The sequence below is a fragment of the bacterium genome (assembly GCA_021372535.1).
GTDB lineage: Bacteria > Latescibacterota > Latescibacteria > Latescibacterales > Latescibacteraceae > JAFGMP01.
This window is the reverse complement of the sequence record JAJFUH010000116.1, coordinates 1-4,895: the sequence shown is the minus strand read 5'-3', so window position 1 is coordinate 4,895 and position 4,895 is coordinate 1. Positions and strand designations below refer to the sequence as shown.

At 45.4% G+C, this 4,895-nt stretch carries 4 protein-coding genes; all 4 read right to left on the bottom strand.

Annotation, left to right across the window (positions count from 1 at the left end):
- Positions 1-1,415: hypothetical protein (locus LLG96_11250; protein ID MCE5250784.1), on the bottom strand; the 1,415-nt coding region annotated here is incomplete at its 3' end.
- Between the two features lie 273 nt (positions 1,416-1,688).
- Complete coding sequence (locus LLG96_11245) at positions 1,689-2,144, bottom strand: hypothetical protein (GenBank protein ID MCE5250783.1); 456 nt, start codon at positions 2,142-2,144, stop codon at positions 1,689-1,691.
- Positions 2,145-2,604: 460 nt separating this feature from the next.
- The gene (locus tag LLG96_11240) at positions 2,605-3,252 is read right to left on the bottom strand and encodes a response regulator transcription factor (protein ID MCE5250782.1); all 648 of its coding nucleotides are present in this window, start codon (positions 3,250-3,252) and stop codon (positions 2,605-2,607) included.
- Entirely contained in the window at positions 3,239-4,357 is a 1,119-nt protein-coding gene (locus tag LLG96_11235) for a PAS domain-containing sensor histidine kinase (GenBank protein MCE5250781.1), read from the bottom strand. Before LLG96_11235 ends, LLG96_11240 begins: the two co-directional genes overlap by 14 nt.
- Positions 4,358-4,895 lie beyond the last annotated feature (538 nt).

Sequence of the window (4,895 nt, the reverse complement as noted above, 5' to 3'; positions counted from 1 at the left end):
GTCTGGACTTCGTCGCAATATCCCAGCGATCCCGGGTTTATACCATTGGCGGCGTTGTGATCATTGCCACCCCAGAAGGTCGAGACTCCGACATAACCGATCAGGTTGTCCGTGAAACGAAATTCCGATCCAACCTGCAGGTAACTCGTCCGCAAACTGATATTGTAGATGTAGAGCATGTTGGGCTTAACTCGATCCTGAAAGTATCCCGTGTCCGCGCTGAAACTGATACCAGTCTCATGCTCCGTGATCTGACTACCACCCAAGGTAATGTTGTCTTTCTTGAGGTCATCGGCACCTTCGGTCACCCAAAAATCGAAGATCTGGAAACCTAATCCGAAGGTGCGGTTCGGGTTCAGGAAGGTGATGAACGTTGGACGGTCGATACCGAGGAGGGCTTTGACCGTACCCAGCCGGTCAATACCATTATTATACTCATAGGGGCGATCCTCGTAGAGGAACTCCATCCGGTAAACAGCTTTCGTGTTCAGGTTGTCGTCATACGTCAGGGAAAACCCATAGGAATCAACGCGCGGGTGCGCCACGTCGACGTCCAACACGTAATCCGGATGTGAGCTGGGGCGTATGTTCGTAAAAAGACCGTCGTCCTCGTAATGATTGAAGTAATTGAGCGAAAATTCAAGGCGATTAAAGACACCCATAAAACGGAAACCGAACTCTTGGCCATGAGGCTTTTCTTCTATCTGGTTAAAAATGTCCGGCACAAGGTTATAAGGAGACCCGTATTCAGGCATGATGGTGCCGACAAAACGTCCGGGAAGCCAAATGCCCTCCAGTTGGAGATCCTTCCAGGTTTCAGACGAATAGGGAATCCGCACGGTCGCCCTGGCCATCCAGAGAGACTCCCGCAGATTGTCAAAGGCTTCCAGGTAGGGTTCCGTCAGGTTGGCCCCGTGCCAGCTGATGTCCAACGGATTGACGATATCCAGAAGACGGAGGCCGTCCGACTGGCCCCAGGATACCTGCTGCTTCCCCAGACGGAGCCAGAACATCTCCGTATCATAATCCACGTAGAGCTCTTTCACACTCAACTGCCAAGTGTCGTCCGATTTCGTCCAACTGCCGGGATAACTCTTGGGAAAGGCGTTGAAGTCATCGACATTTCTGTCCCAGACGGCCTGCTCGTTTGCCGCGAACAGACGGGCAAACATGGAAACCTCATTCGTGAAGGTATACTGCGGTTTCAACTGCACGGACGTATGAAACAGCTTCAAATTCACTTTGTCTTGACCAGTGTTATTCGGATTGGCCCCAGCCGTACCGAGGGCGATCTGGTTTCTCACCCAACCGGACAAGGAAAAATCGCCGTACTCAACAGCCCAGGCACTGCCGCCCCAGGCCACTATCATTAAGAGCCCTATCAAACCGATCAGTAACCTTCTTTTACCTCCCATACATCTTCCTCCTTTTCGTTTGATTTCTCGTTGTGATTTCCCCGGTAGATAGAATAAACCTCTTTAAGTTCACCTCCTTTTCTCAGCTTTTGGAACTCATGCGAAAAGAAATTTTACAAAACCCTAGTATCTAACTTACAGGGACGGGAATTAATGGTAAATGACGGGATTTACGTATTTAATGGTGGGTAATATTACTTACAAATCCGGGCTCATCAAAAAGTAATCGATAAGTATGGGCAGGTTAACACAAATAATCTCGGAAGGACATTTTCATATGGAGTGCTCTTTTTCCATGTTAGAAAATATTTTATAAGGCGTCGGATAATGCCCCATCTTTTTAACACTGTTATTGGACAGCCGATTTTTCCGTCGCCCCCTTTCGATCCATTCATCCACGTCGGCAATAATATTTCTATCTGAAAGCATTTTACCGATTTCCATCAAAGCACTCTTGCCGATACCATCGGTCCTGAGCAGAACATCGATATGGTCGGCAATGGCCGTGGCCTCGATCGGTATATATACCCTTCGCAGGCAATTGAGCACTCGCGAGGACAGCCCCAACGTACAATCCTCTGTTGAATTGCGGTAATGTTTGTCGTGCTTAATGATTTGTCCCATACGTTGCGGTGTGACACGATATTTCTCTGCAATTTTGGCAATGGTCCAACCATCCGATCTTAATTGATAGATGCTTTTTATGGTTTCATAATCAAATTTGGTCATGTATTCGATTCCCTGCCCCTCATGATTTGAATGACTCAAGATCCGTACGTATTGATCTCTTTACGAACGCCCGCCTTCATGGCGCCGCAACGAAGACTTACCATTAGTTGCAAAACACGGCCTGTTAATGTCGGAGAGACATGCTTCAGAGTATTCCTCAATAAGATACAAAAATTAAGAATAATGGTAAATAGATGTAATTACTGATTTACTGATGAGTAATTTTACTCAGATGAAGGTAATGCGGGACTTTTTCCGAAGGATAAAACAGACAAAACTACGGGATTTTCCCCTAGCCGTGATCTTCATGTATTTTTACGTCATGATAGGGATTCCCTGCCAAGGCCCATCATATGATGGCCGCAGAAAAGAGAAGGAAGAATCTTCGCGGAATTTATTCTCGAGCGTAGCGAAGGAGTCGGAATGACCATTGGAACGTTTTCAACTTTTTACGGGTTTATCAAATATAACCCTTTTCGATGGAATAGGTCACCAATTCCGTCACTTTCTTGAAACCCAATTTCTGCATGATGTGGGCCCGATGGTTCTCTACCGTCCTGGTACTGATGAACAAGAGTTGGGCGATATCCCGATTCGATTTGCCCTCTGCGATCAGTTTGAGAATTTCCCGTTCCCGGGTAGTTAAGGTCTCGGAGGCAATTTTCTTCTGACCGAAGCGGTGGCGTTTAATCAGGTCGTCATTCACCTCTTCCGAAAGCGCCTGAGAAATATAAACTTTCCCCCGTCTCACGTTTTCTATGGCGATTAAGAGTTCCTCATCCGTATCTTCCTTCAGTAAATAACCGTCCGCTCCCATGGTCAGAGACTGTTGCAGATATTCCATCTTTTTATGCATGGTCAGGATGATGACCTTCATGTTCGGATACATCTTTTTTATTTCTTTTGTCGCCTCGATACCACGCAGGTTCGGCATCGAAATGTCGATGATGGCCATGTCCGCTTTCTTTTTCTTCAATAGCTCGATCAGTTCCAGGCCGTCACCTGCCTCGCCCACGACATGGATATAATCAACCTCGTCGAGGATACGGATAATCCCCTTTCGCAGCAGGGCATGATCATCTGCAATAACAATATTATAATTCTCCACTTTCAGGCATCTCCTTTTTCACAGGAATCGTATAGGTCAATCGTGTACCCTTCCCTTTTGTACTCTGAACATCAAAAGACCCTCCCAACATTTTGACACGCTCATTGATCGCCGCCAAACCCAATCCGCGTTTCTTGCGCACCGGCATCACGTCCTGATGGATATTGAAACCAATTCCATCGTCCTCGATAATAAAACAGATACGATCATCCTGTCTCTTTACAATAATGGAAATATTGGTGGCATGGGCATGTTTCACAACATTGTTCAGAGATTCCTGGAATATTCTATAAATTGCGATTTTAGTTTCCGGAGAAAAAAGACCATCGACATCGTCACACTCTATAGTCTTCTGCACCCGGTAATATCTCGACATAGAATCGACCAACTCGCGGAGGGCAATCTTCAAACCCAAGTCCTGTACGATGGCCGGGCTTAAATCACGGGCAAGGCGCCGCACATTCTCGATCACATTATCGATATAGTCGCGCATCTGTTTGCACTCCTGACGCAGAACGACTTGGTCCGGATTGAGTTTTCTCATGATCGAACCGATATCAAGCTTCAGAATCGACAAAGCTTGCCCCAATTCATCGTGCAGTTCACGCGAGATGCGGTGTCGTTCCTTTTCTTCCGCCTCCATTAGCTGCGTGGAAATGATACGAAGATTGTTCTCAGATTCACGGAGCGCGTTTTCCATTTTTTTGCGCTCGGTAATATCGATGCCGACACCCAGATGATAGATATAGTTTCCGTTTTCATCAATGACGGGCCGCGAATGCCACTCTGCAATAAACAACTGCCCCGTTTTACCGAGAACACCATTTTCGTTTAGCATGGCTTCGCTGTTCTCGATGTGCCGTCTGAATATTTCTCTAACCAACTCATGTTGGTCTTCTGGAATGCAGGTCTCTATATAATCCTTGCCAATCACCTCTTCGGCCGTATAGCCCAGGGTGGAAAGCATCGCCTTGTTCATCAGGATGATTTTGCCTTGACCGTCGATGGCTACACAGAATGTCGGAGAATTCTGAATGAAGTTTTCGTTGATATCTTTATTTTTTATTTGCTCGAATTTTGTTTTGAGAATTTTTGATTTGTCCATGAAATCACCCGGCGCTTCGCTCAGATTCTATATAACAAATTTTCTAATATTTTTATTAATTATAGGAGAAACTGCCATGCGGGTCAATAAACATATTAAGCGACTGATATAATTGAGTGATTATACTCTTCATTTTTCACTCACGGGTTTAAGATAAATTGCTTTTCTTTATAGAATTTTTCTATCTCCCCTCCTGTTCACCTGAACTCAATCCTGATGATATTTGAATGGCAATCTGAAAACAAAAGGCCACTCAGGTAAACCCGTTCGCAACCGTGGGGATCTGGAAAAGAAAACTCGTTCGTGTATGAGAACACTTTTGAAGCGGCCCGAACAAGTCCGTCGCTATTTCAAGCATCCCAAGGTGGCTTATGCCGCTTAATGAAATTCATATGTTTGATTGCCGGAGTATATTGGTGTCCGGTTAATTTATTTTTCATTCGTCAATAAGCGAATAAATACGAAAGAATAAGCATGTATTTTCTTTTTATCGATTTGAAAATTTATCCCCGATATAACCCCCTCCAACTTCTTGGAG

Bases quoted from the DNA above. Each gene is read 5' to 3' on its own strand.
- LLG96_11235 (MCE5250781.1), bottom strand. From the start codon at position 4,357: ATGGACAAATCAAAAATTCTCAAAACAAAATTCGAGCAAATAAAAAAT.
- LLG96_11245 (MCE5250783.1), bottom strand. From the start codon at position 2,144: ATGACCAAATTTGATTATGAAACCATAAAAAGCATCTATCAATTAAGA.